The sequence below is a fragment of the Type-C symbiont of Plautia stali genome (assembly GCF_059730935.1).
In genome coordinates this window covers 697,552-712,500 of record NZ_AP035923.1, presented here as the reverse complement: position 1 = coordinate 712,500, position 14,949 = coordinate 697,552, and the positions used below count along the sequence as shown (strand labels likewise).

General features: G+C 58.7%; 13 protein-coding genes and 3 tRNA genes. 5 read left to right on the top strand and 11 right to left on the bottom strand.

Going from position 1 to position 14,949, the window contains the following annotated elements:
- Nucleotides 1-39: 39 nt before the first annotated feature.
- From tssA to AC6I7J_RS03270, 10 genes are all read right to left on the bottom strand, one after another.
- Nucleotides 40-1,050, bottom strand: coding sequence for a type VI secretion system protein TssA (tssA, locus tag AC6I7J_RS03315; protein WP_498007207.1), 1,011 nt, complete (start codon nucleotides 1,048-1,050; stop codon nucleotides 40-42).
- Between the two features lie 17 nt (nucleotides 1,051-1,067).
- Complete coding sequence (gene tagF / locus AC6I7J_RS03310) at nucleotides 1,068-1,781, bottom strand: type VI secretion system-associated protein TagF (protein WP_021506784.1); 714 nt, start codon at nucleotides 1,779-1,781, stop codon at nucleotides 1,068-1,070.
- A 14-nt stretch (nucleotides 1,782-1,795) separates the two neighbouring features.
- Nucleotides 1,796-5,425 (bottom strand): type VI secretion system membrane subunit TssM, encoded by a 3,630-nt coding sequence (gene tssM / locus AC6I7J_RS03305; protein WP_088516708.1) that lies wholly within the window; start codon nucleotides 5,423-5,425, stop codon nucleotides 1,796-1,798.
- A 3-nt stretch (nucleotides 5,426-5,428) separates the two neighbouring features.
- Nucleotides 5,429-6,670 (bottom strand): DotU family type VI secretion system protein, encoded by a 1,242-nt coding sequence (locus tag AC6I7J_RS03300; RefSeq protein WP_021506782.1) that lies wholly within the window; start codon nucleotides 6,668-6,670, stop codon nucleotides 5,429-5,431.
- 19 nt (nucleotides 6,671-6,689) lie between these two features.
- Nucleotides 6,690-8,030 carry a type VI secretion system baseplate subunit TssK gene (gene tssK, locus AC6I7J_RS03295; RefSeq protein WP_058771443.1) on the bottom strand — a complete coding sequence of 447 codons (1,341 nt, stop codon included), beginning with the start codon at nucleotides 8,028-8,030 and terminating at the stop codon, nucleotides 6,690-6,692.
- Nucleotides 8,031-8,038: 8 nt separating this feature from the next.
- Nucleotides 8,039-8,536 (bottom strand): type VI secretion system lipoprotein TssJ, encoded by a 498-nt coding sequence (tssJ, locus tag AC6I7J_RS03290; protein ID WP_021506780.1) that lies wholly within the window; start codon nucleotides 8,534-8,536, stop codon nucleotides 8,039-8,041.
- A gap of 22 nt (nucleotides 8,537-8,558) precedes the next feature.
- A complete protein-coding gene (locus AC6I7J_RS03285; protein WP_166711090.1) occupies nucleotides 8,559-9,155 on the bottom strand; it encodes an SH3 domain-containing protein in 597 nt (198 codons plus the stop codon).
- Nucleotides 9,156-10,020: 865 nt separating this feature from the next.
- Nucleotides 10,021-10,701 (bottom strand): pyrimidine 5'-nucleotidase, encoded by a 681-nt coding sequence (gene yjjG, locus AC6I7J_RS03280; RefSeq protein ID WP_498006804.1) that lies wholly within the window; start codon nucleotides 10,699-10,701, stop codon nucleotides 10,021-10,023.
- A gap of 20 nt (nucleotides 10,702-10,721) precedes the next feature.
- On the bottom strand, nucleotides 10,722-11,162 hold the full coding sequence (gene rimI, locus AC6I7J_RS03275; protein WP_021506776.1) for a ribosomal protein S18-alanine N-acetyltransferase: 441 nt from the start codon (nucleotides 11,160-11,162) through the stop codon (nucleotides 10,722-10,724).
- Nucleotides 11,134-11,544, bottom strand: coding sequence for a DNA polymerase III subunit psi (locus AC6I7J_RS03270; protein ID WP_031279565.1), 411 nt, complete (start codon nucleotides 11,542-11,544; stop codon nucleotides 11,134-11,136). Before AC6I7J_RS03270 ends, rimI begins: the two co-directional genes overlap by 29 nt.
- Before the next feature lie 106 nt (nucleotides 11,545-11,650).
- On the opposite strand from AC6I7J_RS03270, the gene rsmC reads away from it, so the two are divergent.
- From rsmC to AC6I7J_RS03250, 4 genes are all read left to right on the top strand, one after another.
- Nucleotides 11,651-12,682, top strand: a complete 1,032-nt coding sequence (rsmC, locus tag AC6I7J_RS03265) for a 16S rRNA (guanine(1207)-N(2))-methyltransferase RsmC (RefSeq protein ID WP_058776440.1) — start codon at nucleotides 11,651-11,653, stop codon at nucleotides 12,680-12,682.
- A 144-nt stretch (nucleotides 12,683-12,826) separates the two neighbouring features.
- Nucleotides 12,827-12,913: transfer RNA gene (locus AC6I7J_RS03260), tRNA-Leu, on the top strand.
- Between the two features lie 31 nt (nucleotides 12,914-12,944).
- A tRNA-Leu gene (locus tag AC6I7J_RS03255) sits at nucleotides 12,945-13,031 on the top strand.
- Nucleotides 13,032-13,059: 28 nt separating this feature from the next.
- Nucleotides 13,060-13,146: transfer RNA gene (locus tag AC6I7J_RS03250), tRNA-Leu, on the top strand.
- Nucleotides 13,147-13,236: 90 nt separating this feature from the next.
- Here the strand turns inward: AC6I7J_RS03250 and AC6I7J_RS03245 are convergent.
- Nucleotides 13,237-13,521: a DUF1435 domain-containing protein gene (locus AC6I7J_RS03245; protein WP_058757170.1), complete on the bottom strand. Its 285-nt coding sequence runs from the start codon at nucleotides 13,519-13,521 to the stop codon at nucleotides 13,237-13,239.
- A 229-nt stretch (nucleotides 13,522-13,750) separates the two neighbouring features.
- Between AC6I7J_RS03245 and AC6I7J_RS03240 the strand changes: the two genes are divergently transcribed.
- Entirely contained in the window at nucleotides 13,751-14,845 is a 1,095-nt protein-coding gene (locus AC6I7J_RS03240; protein WP_021506772.1) for a GGDEF domain-containing protein, read from the top strand.
- Nucleotides 14,846-14,949 lie beyond the last annotated feature (104 nt).

Sequence of the window (14,949 nt, the reverse complement as noted above, 5' to 3'; positions counted from 1 at the left end):
AGGCGCGCAGGTCTCGCTGCGTTGAGTTGTTACGCACGCTTAGTCGCGGCGTCCAAAGATATTTTCCAGCTGATGCACGCCGTCTGGCGCCAGATCGCGGATGATGTCCATAAAATCGAGCTCAATCAGCCGCTGTACGCGGTCGATCATCAGCGGTGCCGGATGGCTGGGCTCGTGCTGAGCAAAGTAGTGCTTCACCTTCTCCAGCATCAGCTGCGCATCGGCGCGCGAACTGAGCTGCACGCTGCGCCAGTCAGCCGTGCGGACCGCTGCGGCGGGCGCGGCGACGCTCGGTTCCGGCGGCTGCTCTGTTACCACGGCCGGCTGCAGCGTGCTGAGGTCAGTGGCCTGACAGCGTTCGGCGATCATGGCGATCTGCCTGCGCAGCTGCGACAGCTCCGGCACCGCCGCTTCCCCCAGCTGTTCGGTCAGAGTTTCGGTAATAGTTTGCAAACGCTCACTTATCTGTAGCACCGCTTCAATACCGGGCTGCTCGCCGCGCGCCAGCTCATCGGTCAGGCGCGGCAGACCGCCAGGATAGTCCGCGACTTCGGTCTTGCTGCCGTCGCACAGCGCGGCGGCATCGCGCAGCGTGATGCCATCCGAGGCGTAGCGCAGCAGCCAGCTCTGGCGTACCGCGCTGCTCAGCGCTGATTTATCGCCCAGCAGCGCCACCGCGTTGATGCGGTAGAACGGATCCTGTTCGCCGTACTCTTCCAGTCGCGGCCACAGCGGCTCCCAGTACAGCAGCAGCGCCTGCTCAATCAGCTTCAGCCCCTGCGCATAGCCCGGCAGCCCTTTCAGCTCGGTCCAGGCGTGAGTAAGCGCTAACATCACTCGCAGGTCTTTGCTGCGGCTGAGCAAGTCAATCGCCAGCTTTTCGACTTTATTCCAGTCCGCTGATTCAGCCGGGATAATGGTCTCGCCAAATTGCTGTTCGGCTTTACCGGTACTGGCCTGCTCCATCGCCTGGTAATCCGCGTGATACTCCAGGTTGTCGCCGCAGGGGTTATCACTGCTGACCGGCGCCAGCAGCACGTCAATATTCATCGTCATAGCGGTTGGCCTCAGGATTCAAACATCGGAGGATAAAGTCCGTTTCGTCCGGGTTTTGCCCCGCCGGCCGGGTCGAACAGCAGTGAGAACAGCTGTGCGGTGAAGTTGCCGCTGTGCACCTGGGTGTAAAGCGGGAAACCGTCGCTCTGGTTTGTCCACCAGAAGCTGGTGTAAAACTGCGGGTCGAAGCTGTCACCCGGCAGTTTCCAGTTGAGCGTTGACGGCTCGCCGTCGCCAATCACCTGTAAAATATCCGATTGTTCACCGTCAGTTTGCGGCTGCTGGGGCTGCGGAATGCTCAGCAGCGCCTGGTCGAGCTGCTCTGGCGTACCGCCGTTTTGCACCACGCGCAGCAGCATATTGCCGACCTGCTGATACCACTCGCCCGAGCGGGCCAGCAGCGCCGGTGACCACTCGGCAGGGGTAAAATGGCGCAGCGCGCACAGCGGATAGTTGCGGCCGACGCTGTCGCGGGCGGCAATCAGGCAGCCCATCTGGATCAGCTGACTGCCGAGCATTGGCGGCACGACAAAATTCCACACCGGCGCTTTGAGAAAGGCGCGCGACGGGGCGTTTTTACTCTCTTCACTGGTTTGCCAGTGATGCAGTCCGACCTGAAACCAGTTCGACCACTGCCGGTACAGCACATCGGGGAAGCGTCGCTTCACAAAGTCACCCGAGCTGGGCAATTTGCCGTACCAGCCGGGTGCTGCGTAATGAGTCATTATCAGGTCCTGTTTCAGGGGCAGCTAAAGCCGGGAAGCTGGAACGGGTTACGAATACTGCCAGGGGTGAACGACAACGTGACCTGATGGCCATCGACGTTAAAACTGGCCTCGCGGGTCAGGCCACCGACCGCGGTTACACGAGCGCGATCGAAGAAGCGGTTCAGCGCCCACGGACCGCTGGTCACCAGCGTTGAGGTGGTGCCGTTGGTCAGGCCAAGCTGCATGCGCACCTGACTGGTGCCGCCCGGTCCGGGCCAGCTCACCATCTGCACCGCCTGCGGGCCGTGGCTGTAACGCAGAATCTGGCCATCGACGTCGAGCGTCAGGTTGAGAATGTCGTTATCCATTTTCACCGTACGCAGCGTGACGCGGAACGACGGCGTGGTCGCCCCGTTAGCAAAGAAGGCGTCACGAATCGACTGCGCCTGCTGGAACGGACGCAGCAGCGCCTCACCGCCCGGCAGCGTTTTGCCGTCGATGCCTGGCGTGAAACGCCACGCCGTATTGGTGGTATCCACTTTGCTGGCCAGATTGTCGCGGAAGAAGCTGTCCATCAGCCCGCTGCCCGGCGCGAACATGCGCGCGAGATCGTCCGGCGTCACTTCGCTGCGCGCATTGCGCACCAGCGGATAACGGCCGGCAATCGCCTGGCGGCAGAAGCTGCCCACTTCCATGGTGATGCGCTTGCGCACGTTATCCATATCGCGGCGCTGTGCATCGCTGCTGGCGCCCACGGCCATGCTGGAAACCATATTCTGCAGCGAACCCGGTAAGCGACCGGCGCTGGCCTGCAGACGACTGATGGCATCGCCGGAAGGCGGCGGCATGCCACTATTGGCGGCGTCCTGCACCGCCGTCAGATAGCGATAGAGATCGTCGATCTGATGCAGAAAATCATCCACCGCCAGCACTTTACTGCCCTGCTGCAGCGGCTGTGCCAGCTCCAGCACAGGCGCGAAGTGCACCGCCACCGCCTGCTCCGGTGCCTGCTGGGCTGCGCCCTGGCCCGGCGCCGCGCTGGCTTTGGAGGAACTGAACAGCGCTTCTAAAGTGCGCGTGGCGCTGTTGCCCGTCGCCGGCTGTGCCTGGGCACTTTGCTCATCCGGCTGTGCACGGTTCAGCGTCAGCAGCTTACTGAGGTTAACCACCAGCTGGCGCAGCGGCGAGTGGTTGCCCGACAGCAGACGTGCGGTGTTGATGCGCTGCGACAAATCCGCGCTGCTGTTGAGCTGGATATCGCTGAGGAACTGCTCCCACTGGCGGATGTAATCCTGCACGTAGAGCTGGCGCACCGCGAGGTCGGTCTGCTGACTGTTCTCCGGCGACGCAACGCCGCCCAGCACCCAGACATCATCCTGAAACAGAGCCTGCGTGACCGGTGCGATTTGTTTATCAACGTGCTGCCAGTAACCGTCTGGCGTGAACAGGCCGGCCACGCCATCATTGACTGATTTGCCGCTTTTGCGTGAAAACACCAGCTCACTCTGCGGCCCGCCCAGCGCCGCGAGGGTGACCGGTTGCAGGCTGCCGTCACGCTGCAGCAGGCGCTTCAGACGTCCGTAGACGCGCTGCGACAGCGGCATTTGGTTAATCAGCGCCTGCTCGCGCTTTACCAGCGCATCATCCTTCGCGTACGGCGAGGACTGAATCTGTGTCTCCAGCAGCTGCTGCAGATGCCACGCCAGCTGTTTCACTTCCTGCTGCGTCACGTTTTGCGGCAGTTCGCGGCTAATATTCAGCATCAGCCAGGCATGCAGGAATTTGCCGTCATAATGTTTTGGCTGATACAGCATCTGGTAAGCTTTCAGCGCTTCGTAGCTGTAATCCGCATCGCTGCCGTTGTCGTTGCGCAGCCAGCGGGTGATGTTTTGCGCCACCTGCGGCAGCAGCAGCTGTTTCAGCGCTTTGTCATACAGGGTGCGCGTGGCGTCGCTGACTTCGGTACCGCGATACAGGCCCATGCGGCGCGTCAGCGGGGGATCTTCCAGCGAGAAGTCGGCGCTTTTCGGCAGCTGCAGCAGCGTGTTGAGATACGGCACCAGCGCAAACAGATCGCCATTGCCCTGCCGTTCCAGCTGTTGTCCCAGCTGTTCCACCTGCGGCGTTTTACCCGCCATCTCCTGCAAATAGGCTTTGTTTTTACTGTAGCTGGTGAGCCACAGTGCTCCGGCAATCAGTACCAGCACCAGCAGCGCCAGATAGCCGGACCACAATCCGGCGCGATTGCGCAGCTCCCACCAGCGGTTACTGCCCGCCAGGCCCGACTCCTGGAAGATGACATTTTCCAGCACGCCTTTCAGGAAGAAGCTCTGGCCTTTGTTCGGCGGGATCGGTGACTCTTTGTCGACCTGGTCCCAGCTGCCGGACTCGCCGCTGCGCTGTCCCGGCAGATGCAGGGCGCGGCTCAGCTCGCCCATCACGCGGTCAAACGGCAGCCCTTCCTGAGTACCGCTGGCGAAATAGATACCACGCGGCGCGAACTGAGTTTCGAAATCAGAGCGGGCAAACAGCGTATCCAGCGCCTCCGCCAGCAGCGGACGCAGCGCGGCGAACTCCTGCGGGAACAGATAGCTCTCCGCCCGTGCCTGCGCATCGCTTTCCGCCAGCAGCGTATCGGCCAGACCGGCATCCAGACGCTGCTGCAGCAGTGAATACTCCTGCTGAAACTGACTGTTGAGCTCAAACTCTGCGGTCGACGCCTGCGCCCACGGGAAGGTAAAGCCCCAGATTTGCTCGCGCTGGGTTTTATCCAGCGCAGCGAAGTAGCTGCGGAAACCTTTGAGCAGGTCGGTTTTGGTGACCAGCACATAAACCGGGAAGCGAATGCCAAGGCGATCGTGCAGCTCCATCAGCCGCTGACGCAGTGCGATCGCCTGATTGCGCTGCGCTTCCGGCGATTGCGTCAGTAAATCGGAGACGCTGAGCGTAACAATCACGCCATTGACGGGCTGACGGCCGCGATATTTGCGCAGCAGGTCGAGAAAGTGATGCCACTCGCTGGCGTCGCGCTCCTGCTGGCTCTCCTGGGTGGTATAGCGGCCAGCGGTATCCAGCAGCACCGCTTCGTTGGTGAACCACCAGTCGCAGTTGCGCGTGCCGCCGATGCCGCGCAGCGCCGCTTTGCCGAACTTGTCCGCCAGCGGGAACTGCAGCCCGGAGTTGACCAGCGCGGTGGTTTTACCGGCACCCGGTGCGCCAATGATCATGTACCACGGCAGCTGGTAGAGGTATTGATGGCTGAAGCGCTGCGCCCAGAAAGGCGCGCCCTTGCTGCTGGCGCGCTGGAAGTGCGCTTTTTTCAGCATGTCGGTGGCTTCGGAGAAACGGCTCGCCAGCACCTGTTCTTCATTGGTCAGGCGTTTGCGGTCCTGCTCCGGCGCATCGCTTTTGCTGGTTTCGAGGCTCGACATCAGTTTGCGGTTGAGCCAGAAGTTATACAGGCGCGGAATCGCCTGGCTCAGCCCCCACACCAGATAGAGCAGCGCAATACTGATAATGCGGTTCTGCTCTGGCTCCAGCGGCCGCGAGTCGACAATGGAAAACACCGGGCCAATCACCCAGATGATAAAGGAGAGCGCGGTAATGCCGACAAAACCCCAGGCGAGGCGGCTGGTCAGCACCGCAAAAAGCATATTCAGCATGGATTAGTTCCCTCTCGCCAGGCCGTTGAGTTCCGCTTGCGTCGCATCCGGCGCGACCAGCAGAGTAATTTCTACGCGACGGTTGCGGGCGCGATTCTCCGCGCTGGTGTTCGGCACCAGCGGATGGCTTTCGCCACGCCCTTCGGCTTTAACCCGCGACGGTTGTGCCAGCTGCTGCTGCAGCAGGGTTTGCACCGACTGCGCGCGCGCCAGGGAGAGTTCATAGTTGGAGGCGAAGCGGGCGCTGCGAATCGGCACGTTGTCGCTGTAGCCAATCACCAGAATCTTCCCGCTGACGTTATTCATCGCGGCGGCAATGCGCTGAATCACCGCATCGTAGCGGCCACGCACTTCGGTGGATGCCGAGGCGAACAGGCCATCGCCCTTCAGGGTGACCACGCTCTGGTCGGCTTCATCGCGCACCGCCACCAGGCCGGCATCAATTTCCGGCTTGAGGAACGCTTTCAGGTTCAGCGTGGCGGGCGGCGGCGGTGCCGGATTGCTGATTTTGACTTCCGGCAGCGCGGTCTGATAGATGCTGGCCAGTACCGGCGAGGTGTAGTCGCCGAGACGCCAGTTCAGGACGATGTAGAACAGGCAGGCAGCAAAGCCGGCCACCGCCGCACAGGCCCACAGTGGAATCATCGGCCGCCACAGTTTGCGTAGCACCGGCTGATCGGTGGGATGCGGTGACAGCGCCGCCGGGTAACTGCCGCGCACGCTTTTGATCATCTGCAGCAGACGCTGTTTGATGGTTTCCAGCTGCGAACGCCCGTTATCCAGCACGCGGTAGCGCCCTTCAAAGCCGAGCAGCAGGCAGAAATAGATCAGCTCCAGCAGCAGGATGTGCTGACGCGGGTTTTGCGACAGCTTGGCCAGCAGCTGAAAGAACTTCTCACCGCCCCAGGTTTCATTGTGAAACGTCACCAGCAGGCCGTTGCTGGTCCACACGCCGCGGCTGCCCCACGGCGTCAGCGCCGCCGCTTCATCCAGCGCGGTGCACAGGCAGTAGCGCGCGCCGACGATCACTTCATAACTCAGCCCCGACTGCTGGCAGCTAAGCTCAAAGCGACGGATCTGATCGATCAGCTGCTGGCGCAGTCGCGCCGGATCGTCGTGCGAGACGGAGTGGCGAATCTGCGGGATCGCGTTAATCAGCGGATTCGCCGCGGCGACCAGCACATTCTGATGGCTGACATCCTGCTGTGTGACGTCACTGTTCGGTTTCTGTTGTTCCTGCATCATGCGGCGTGCTCAGTTTTGATTATTCTGACTGACTACGAATGGCCCAGAACTCCATGTTCAGGCCCGGAAACTCACCGGCCAGATGCAGCGCAAAGGCACCTGAGCGCTCCATCTCCTGCCACAGCTCGCTGTTCTTATCGAGCTCGAAATAGCTGTAGCCGGCATGCCACGGGATTTGCGGCGGCGCGCCCGGCATGGCTTTCAGCGCCAGTCCCGGCAGCTGCAGCTGTACCAGATCGCGGATTTTGGTAACGGGCGCGACTTTCATCTGCGCCGGGAAGTGGGTTTTCAGCGCCTCGGCCGGCACGCTGGCTTTGACCGCCAGCACAAAGCCGAACTCGCGCACCATGCTGCTTTCCGGCACCGTGGCCACGTTGAGGCCGTGCGAGCGCTGCGTCAGCGGCAGCTGGATGGCGCTCTCTTCCATCACCTGCGACAGTCCCTGGCGCAGCAGCAGCGTTAAGCGGGTAAAGCAGCTGTACAGATCGTCATGGTCATACAGCGGCAGCGCGTCCGGGGTGCGCGCCGGCATCCAGCTGCTCAATTCAGCAGCCAGCTGCAGCCAGTGACTGTAGAGCGTTTCCGGGTGCAGCAGCGGCAGATGCTGTAAGTGTGCGTGCAGGCCAAGCTGACGGTTGAGTAAGGTCAGCAGCATAAAATCGACCATGTCGGCGCTGTTAAAGCGGCCAGTGCCCGGCGTGCGCTGACTCAGCTGCTGGCTGCGCTGCTGAATCAGGCCGTGCAGGTCATTGAGCATGCTTTGCAGCGGCCGGCTGGCGTTGAGCGTCAGCATCGGCGGAATGTAATCGGTGTCGAGGCGCACGTGGTTATCGCTGCGTTTTTCAATCACCTGGGCCACGCCCATCGCCGTCCACTCCGCGGTGAGATCCTGTTCCAGCATCAGGCGCAGGCGCAGTTTGCCGAACTGAACGGTGGCAGCGCCGACCGCCTGAGCGTTGTCATCTTCGACTTCGGCTTCCCACGCCAGATAGCGCGCCAGTGAATCCTGCGTCTCCTGAAACGCCACCGCTTCGCGCCCGTTGCGCCGGGCCGGGATCGCCAGTACCACTTTGCTGCGATCGACATTCGCCGGCAGATCCAGCGGGGCCGGACCGTGCTGTGGCTGGCTGAAAGAGAAAAAGGTACCGTCAGGCAGACATCCGCTGGCGGCACTCAGCGCCAGTTTTCCCTGGCGCAGCAGCGCTTCATCAAATTCGAGATCAAAAAAACCCCAGGTGTAGGCGCGCTGCGACTGCCCCCACTCGCGCAGGGTGCTGTGTAGAAAATTTTCCGACTGCTGGAAATGGTGAGGGCGCAGGAACATCCCCTCGGTCCAGACAACCTTTTCGGCTCGGTTCATAGGCATCCTTACTGCTTAACCACGCGCAGGCCGTTGATATCCGCCACGACGCGGGCATTCAACTCACCATCGTTATTTTTCCAGAACTGCCAGAATGCGCTGTCGTCGCCATCCGGGAAGGGTAGCGCGAGGCGCCAGACTTTACCGTCCAGCGCCTGATACTCGGCCATGATGCCGATGAAGCGCGCTTCCGGCAGGCTTTTCGCGCTGAGGGTTTTACTCAGCTGACCTGACATCAGGAAGAACTGCTGATTGTTGAGCAGCGTGCTGCCCAACGCGGTGGCGGGCTGGTTCTGCAGGGAGTAGAAATCAGCGGACATGAATTCCGCATCGGAGGTCAGCAACATCACCCGGACTTTGAGCGGCGCACCCGCGTTGATCTGCGGATGCGCCTGAAAGTCGAGATTGTAGCGTGCAACCGGCGCCGGACTGTTGCTGCTGCAGGCCGCCAGCAGGCAAGCCAGCAGCAGTAATCCGGCGCGGCGGAGAGAAATCATCGTCATCATTCAGCCCTCCCTGCTTACCGTGTTAGTTGATGATCCAGGTGCCGCTGTTGCTGTTCTGGCACGCTTTGCTGTCGCCATCCACCGCGACGCAGGTCTTTTTCTTGCTGCTGGCGCGGGCGCGACGCTTCGGCTGGTCCGCTTTGATGGTCTGCTCATACAGCGCGCTTTTCACCACCGCGCGGAACGGGACATAACCGATCAGCTGCACCGCAGGCTGAGCCGCCGGCTGCTGAGCTTTTTTGTCATCGGCCGGTGCAGTCTCAGGCTGCGCTTCGTCTGCGGCCTGCGCCGACTCGCCAAGTGCCAGCCAGTTGTTTTCAACCTGGCCAATCACGGTGTAGGTTTCACCGCTTTTCAGCGTATCCACCACTTTGCCGCCGAAGCTCGGGCGGGTCATGATCGAAGCCGGATAGAGCGCGCGATAAGCCTCGTTCACCGGGCTGAACTGTGCCGGCGGCTGGACGGCATAACGGTGCGACAGCGTGACGCCGTCAACGGTGCTGCTGACAATAGTGTCGTCTGTCATCTTTGGCGGTGCTTTACAGCCAGCCACTGCGAAAACAAATATCAGGCCCAACGCCATACGGAGATTCACCATTTTCTTCATGTTTAGTTCCATTAACGCCTAAAAAGTGGCCAGAGGCCGGTTAAGAGCAAAATGAACCGTGCGCACGGCGGGAGCCGGCGTCGATTCAGTACCAGTTAAAAAGTTGACCCTTTAATGAGTGTGGCTAACGCATCGCGCCAGCGAGGCAAAAATTGATCAGTCTGAATTAAGTATTAAAAATGCAACATTAGTGACAGGGATGATGTCGGAAGAATTCCGATCGTTTCACAAACGATCAGCAACATGATCAATTTTTGCTAAGCGAAGGGGTCGGCCACAGCCAAACCTCGGTTTCTCTTATGCCATCCCTGGGTTAAAAACTATCACGTTCAATGAATCTGGTTAATCGGTAACGATTAAGAGGATAACAGCAACAACTTACGGCATTCGCTGGCAGCATTGCTATTTATTGAGATATATCAACAACATATAAAAGACTGGAAACATCATAGCTACCGCACGAGCCAGGTAAAACCTGCCCGTGAGCATGCAATCACAATCCATTTGTTAATGTCTGACGGAAGTTTACAGAAGCCTGACAAAATTTCAACGCGCCGCTAGCAGAGGAAATTACTTCAGTAAAGGTTAACTAATATTTTTAATGCAAATTTGCGTCACTTTTGCCCGTAAACCTAAGACTATTCTTATCAATCCATTAAAACTGTGAAAGATTGTAAATGAAAGATGAAAATTTGCTCGCGCGATCATTAAAAATTGTCATAAAAAAAATGGCGCTGAGCGGCACGCATTTTGTCTGAGCGCGATAAAACAGAGGCAGGCGGTAAAAAAGGGGTGATAAAGACAAACTGGCAGTTAAAAAAACCAGCCAGGCGGACCAGGCTGGTTTAATTCGCTAAAATAGTGGGTATCGGGATTGTTAAGCAGTCAGAATAGATTGCAGCTCAGGCAAGGTTTTCACCTGCCAGGTGGGCGTGATGTGCGCCGGCAGCGGACGCGTGCCGTGATCGATCCAGCAGGTTTTCACGCCGGCATTCATACCACCGAGAATATCCGATTCCGGCGTGTCGCCGACCATTAATACCCGGCGGCGATCGGGATTGCCCAGCAGCTGCAGCGTATGGTCAAAAATCGCCGCGTCCGGCTTGGGTACGCCCACCTGTTCGGAGATCACCAGCGCGTCAAAGTAGTCACGGAAACCGGTGCGTTCAAGGCGCGCCTGCTGCAGCGCCGTAAAACCGTTGGTGATGATGGCGATTTTTACCTTGCCCTTGAGCGTATCCAGCAGGCGGGCTGCGCCATCAAGCGGCAGGCAGATCTCGGCCATCGCATTAAGAAAGTCGCTGTTAAGCACTTCCGGCTCCACGCGCAGTTTTTCGCCCCACAGCGTGAAGCGGCGCGTCTGGAGCTGTAACGCTGTAATGGTGCCGTTCTGGTAATCGACCCACAGCGGTTTGTTGACGGCCTGATAATCAGCGTAATCCTGATCGCTGAAGTGCACGTCGTAGCTGGCAAACATGCGCTGCAGGCCGGCGAAGGCGTCAAAGTGGAAAAGTGTGTCATCCGCATCGAACAGGATGCAGTCCCAGTCGTTTAACATAGTGCCCCTTTTGAATAACGTCAGAGCGTGAGCGCCATGATGATGGCATCCTCGCGCCCGCTGGCGGTGGGATAGTAGTTTGGCCGCACGCTGACCTGATGAAAATCCAGCTGCTGATACAGCGCAATGGCGGGCTGATTGGAGGCGCGCACCTCCAGCCACAGCGTCATCACCGCACGCTGCTCCAGTTCGGTAATCAGCTGCTGTAGCAGCTGACGCGCATAGCCGCGGCGCTGGAACGCGGGATCGACCGCGATGTTGAACAGCGACGCTTCATCCAGCACCACCTGGGTGATGGCGAAGCCGGCCAGCTGGCCGTCCGCGTGCAGGCAAAGATTGACGTAACGTTCGCCCTGATTGCTGGCAAAGGTCTGCTCGCTCCACGGAAACGCATGCGCGCGGCGCTCGATTTCCAGTAGCCGCGGCTGTAAATCAGGGGTGATGAAAGAGATGGCTGTCATGGTTACACATCTGTTGCCACAGCGCGCGTTTGGCCGCGCCGCTGCTGATTAATTCATTGAAAACGGCGCTGGTGAACGTGATGCCGTTAAAAGGATGATCGCTGGTCACGCCCAGCAGCCAGCCAGCACAGTCGACCTGCTCCGGCAGCATCGGCAGCTGTTCTGGCGTCAGCGTCATTACCTGCCCCGGCTGAATGCTCAGCGTCCGCAGTACGTCGCGCACCAGCGGCTCCTGCAGATCCGGCGCCTGCTCAGCGACCAGCACCAGCCGCGTGTCCGGCGTTAGCGTGACGGCAATTTCGCCTTGCAGCACGCGCGGACGTCGCAGCTGATACTGCGTAATCCCCATTTGCTGTAGAAGCCAGTCGCGCCTTGTGCTCATGCTGTTACCTGTAATCCTGCCAGAATGCGACGCTATGCTAGCAAACCCATCGAACATGCGCCAACAAAGCACTATAATCGCCGCTCTGATTTAACAGGAGCGTTCCATGTCTGCTTTTACCCCGGCCAGCGAAGTGATTCTGCGCCACAGTGATGAATTTACCGCCCGCCACGTACTGTTCGCCGGCGACCTGCAGGATGACCTGCCCGCCCAGCTGGAGACCGCGTCGAGCCGCGTGCACACTCAGCAGTACCATCACTGGCAGAACCTCAGCCGTCGCCTCGGTGAACGGGCAGTGTACGGGCTGGTGGCCGGTGCGGCCGACGTAGCCGGTTGCGACACACTGGTCTATTTCTGGCCGAAGAACAAACCGGAAGCGCAGTTCCAGCTGCAAAACCTGCTGTCGCTGCTGCCGCTGGGCTGCGATATTTTTGTCGTCGGTGAAAACCGTAGCGGCGTGCGCAGCGCCGAAGGCATGCTGGAGAGCTGGGCCACGCTGGAGAAGATCGACAGCGCGCGCCGCTGCGGGCTGTATCACGGCCAGCTGACGCAGCAGGCCAGCTTTGACGCCAGCGCGTTCGGCAATCGCTATCAGCTGGACGATCTCACCATTCATACCCTGCCAGGCGTGTTCAGCCGCGACGGGCTGGATATCGGCAGCGATCTGCTGCTTTCCACTCTTACGCCGCACACCAAAGGCAAAGTGCTGGATATCGGCTGTGGCAGTGGCGTATTAGCCGCCGCGCTGGCGCAGCATTCGCCGAAAGTCCGGCTGTGGCTGTGCGATGTGCACGCCGCCGCCATCGAGGCGAGTAAAGCCACGCTGGCCGCTAACGGCCTGGAAGGCGAAGTGTTTGCCAGTAACGTGTTCTCGGACGTCAGCGGCCGTTTTGATCTGATCATCTCTAACCCGCCGTTCCATGATGGTCTGCAAACCAGCCTTGATGCCGCCCACACGCTGATTCGCGGTGCGGTGAAGCATCTAAACAGCGGCGGCGAGCTGCGCATCGTGGCCAACGCCTTCCTGCCTTATCCGCAGGTGCTGGATGAAACCTTCGGTAACCATGAAGTGCTGGCGCAGACCGGCCGCTTCAAAGTGTATCGCGCCGTATATGGCCGCGGCGCGAAAGCGCGCTAAGCGTAGTAAAATCCGCGATGCGACGGGGAAAACGTTGCTTTTTGCAGCAGTCGTTTCACCGTCGCAAAATATGTGTTGACGCAATGAGTAAAATCTCTAAAATGCGCCTCCGTGGTTAGCAATACTGTAATGTATTGCAGGTAGGCGAAGGTGGCGGAATTGGTAGACGCGCTAGCTTCAGGTGTTAGTGTCCTTACGGACGTGAGGGTTCAAGTCCCTCTCTTCGCACCAATAATCACAGAGTTTATATCGCGTGCACTGCGCGAAGGTGGCGGAATTGGTAGACGCGCTAGCTTCAGGTGTTAGTGTTCTTACGGACGTGAGGGTTCAAGTCCCTCTCTTCGCACCATGCGGTGATATAAACAGACAACTACGATGCGAAGGTGGCGGAATTGGTAGACGCGCTAGCTTCAGGTGTTAGTGTTCTTACGGACGTGAGGGTTCAAGTCCCTCTCTTCGCACCAACGTTGTCACACTTCTTCTGCAGTACAATACCCATTGATTGTTACCGCTGCTATCACGCCTTTGCGTGATATTGTCGTTTCTGCTCACCGTTAAATGACGTGAAAATTCACCGAGATAGCCGCCAGACCGCCCGCCAGCGCCAGGCAGGAAGGCAGCAGCAGATAATGCCGCAGACGATGGTGGAACAGCATCACCACAGTAAGCAGCAGCGCGACGATCATCACTAAGCGCCACTGGCTGAAACTCGGCTCCCACAGCGCAAACACCGGCATGGCCGCGCAGGGCAGCAATACGCCCCAGCCGCTATCCAGACGTTTACCCATCACCCAGCTTACGCCCCACAAGCCGCAGGCAGCCATCATCGCCATGATCATCACGCAACCCTTCAAATGATAAATATTCCCATTATCATATGACAACATTTCTCATCTTGCAGCGAGTTTTTTGCCCTGCCCGCGCCGGATGACAGAATTACTGGAAAATGATAGATTGCCGCCGATAACTATTTTGATAACACAGCAAAAACGTGCTCACTATCCGCGTTGTGGGATTATTTCCTGCGGGTAGCGCTTTGATATTTCAGGGCTGTCACGAGTAATAATAATGAAATTACAATCTTATGATGAGTTGAAACACAGCAAGTATCGGCTGTCGCTGATGCTATTTTTGTTTTTGAATGTCGCCGTTTCGCTTTTTTGTCTGCTGCCGTTTTTCGGCACGGATAATCCCATCAATTCGCTGCCGGTAACACTGGTGGCGGGCTTTAGCACCACGCTGCTGGCGCTATGTTTAATCGCGCCAAATCTAAAATTCCCGTTATTAAATCCTGTCGCATTGCTATTAGGCGCGCTGTGGGCCTGGCATATCAATCATCGTTACCATCTGGTGTTTTATTTTGACGGTAGCTTTTTAATAATCAGTCTGCTGAGCGTATTTTTTATCAGCGCGATTGCCCTGAGTGATTATTTGCTTGCGTTCTGTTTACATATTACGCCACCGGTATTAACCGTACTGTTACTGGACGATGGTCAGCATTTAATGACCATTCTGTTCACCATTACGCTGCCGCTGATCGGCTTCTCGCTGCACCATTTGATGCGCCGCCGCTTCGACACCTTCACTCTGCGGCTGGTGCGCCAGCTGTATGAGGAGAAGCAAAGTTTCAGCGATTTGAGCATGCTTGATCCGCTCACCGGCCTGTATAACCGGCGCGGGCTGAAGAACCGGCTGGATACCATCATGGAAAATCATGCCGGCAGCCACTTTGTGCTGCTGCTGGATATTGATCACTTCAAGGCCTACAACGATAACTACGGTCATGCCATGGGCGATCAGGCGCTGGCGCGGGTGTCGGTTGCCATTCGCGATGCGGTGCGCTCGCGCGATGTGGTGACGCGCTACGGCGGCGAAGAGTTTCTGGTGCTGATGACCAACGTTAATGCCTCGATTGCCATGAAGCTGGCCGAACGCATCCGTCAGTACGTGGTTGATCTGGAAATTCCCCACCGCTTCAATGATAAAGTCTCGACCCACGTGACCATCAGCGCCGGTATCGCGCCGATTTTCGCAGAAGACTTCGACCAGGCGGTAGCCAACGCCGACCGCGCGCTGTACGTGGCGAAGAATCAGGGACGTAACACCATTCTGGCGTGGGAGGATTTACCGAAGCTGGCGCCGGTAAGCAGCGATCTGGTGTAAGCGGTGCGGCGACAACGCCGCACCCTCTCCGGGGGATTTCACGCAAAATGCGCGGTGGCCAGGCAGTGAGCGCTGCTGGCATCTTGCTCAGTGAATCGGGAACG

Bases quoted from the DNA above. Each gene is read 5' to 3' on its own strand.
- tssA (WP_498007207.1), bottom strand. From the start codon at position 1,050: ATGAATATTGACGTGCTGCTGGCGCCGGTCAGCAGTGATAACCCCTGC.
- tagF (WP_021506784.1), bottom strand. From the start codon at position 1,781: ATGACTCATTACGCAGCACCCGGCTGGTACGGCAAATTGCCCAGCTCG.
- tssM (WP_088516708.1), bottom strand. From the start codon at position 5,425: ATGCTGAATATGCTTTTTGCGGTGCTGACCAGCCGCCTCGCCTGGGGT.
- AC6I7J_RS03300 (WP_021506782.1), bottom strand. From the start codon at position 6,670: ATGATGCAGGAACAACAGAAACCGAACAGTGACGTCACACAGCAGGAT.
- tssK (WP_058771443.1), bottom strand. From the start codon at position 8,030: ATGAACCGAGCCGAAAAGGTTGTCTGGACCGAGGGGATGTTCCTGCGC.
- tssJ (WP_021506780.1), bottom strand. From the start codon at position 8,536: ATGATGACGATGATTTCTCTCCGCCGCGCCGGATTACTGCTGCTGGCT.
- AC6I7J_RS03285 (WP_166711090.1), bottom strand. From the start codon at position 9,155: ATGGAACTAAACATGAAGAAAATGGTGAATCTCCGTATGGCGTTGGGC.
- yjjG (WP_498006804.1), bottom strand. From the start codon at position 10,701: ATGTTAAACGACTGGGACTGCATCCTGTTCGATGCGGATGACACACTT.
- rimI (WP_021506776.1), bottom strand. From the start codon at position 11,162: ATGACAGCCATCTCTTTCATCACCCCTGATTTACAGCCGCGGCTACTG.
- AC6I7J_RS03270 (WP_031279565.1), bottom strand. From the start codon at position 11,544: ATGAGCACAAGGCGCGACTGGCTTCTACAGCAAATGGGGATTACGCAG.
- rsmC (WP_058776440.1), top strand. From the start codon at position 11,651: ATGTCTGCTTTTACCCCGGCCAGCGAAGTGATTCTGCGCCACAGTGAT.
- AC6I7J_RS03245 (WP_058757170.1), bottom strand. From the start codon at position 13,521: ATGATCATGGCGATGATGGCTGCCTGCGGCTTGTGGGGCGTAAGCTGG.
- AC6I7J_RS03240 (WP_021506772.1), top strand. From the start codon at position 13,751: ATGAAATTACAATCTTATGATGAGTTGAAACACAGCAAGTATCGGCTG.